This window comes from Acinetobacter sp. AB03 (genome assembly GCF_058107045.1).
This window is the reverse complement of sequence record NZ_JBUEBA010000005.1, coordinates 1-467: the sequence shown is the minus strand read 5'-3', so window position 1 is coordinate 467 and position 467 is coordinate 1. Positions and strand designations below refer to the sequence as shown.

General features: G+C 34.5%; 1 protein-coding gene. It reads left to right on the top strand.

Annotated features, from left to right (window positions below):
• Nucleotides 1-255: transposase (locus ACY3FQ_RS16430; protein ID WP_262450965.1), on the top strand; the 255-nt coding region annotated here is incomplete at its 5' end.
• Nucleotides 256-467: the final 212 nt, after the last annotated feature.

The following is a 467-nucleotide window of genomic DNA, read 5'->3' as shown; positions in this document are numbered from 1 at the left end:
GGTTATTCTATTCGAGCGGTAGCTGCACAATTTGAAATTAATAAAAATACCATTGTTGAATGGAAGAAACGTATAGAGATTAAAAAAACTCGTGTACGTAAACCTTCTAAAATTAACGATGATGCTTTACGTGAAGATGTTGAAAAGTATCCTGATGCTTATCAATATGAACGTGCTGCACGTTTTAATTGTGGTGTTTCATCTATTGGTGCTGCATTAAAGCGCTTAAATATTACAGTTAAAAAAAGACGTTAAGCCATCCTAAAGCAGATACAAAGCTTAGGGATAAATTTATTCTGCAAGTGAATGAATTAGAAAAAAACCATCCGATTATTTATCTGGATGAAAGTGGTTTTAAGTCACATGATTATAGACCTCATGGCTACTCACGAAAAGGAGTACCCTGTTTAGGGCAATATAATTGGCAATTAAAGAATCAGACCAATGCCATTGGAGCAATCCATGAG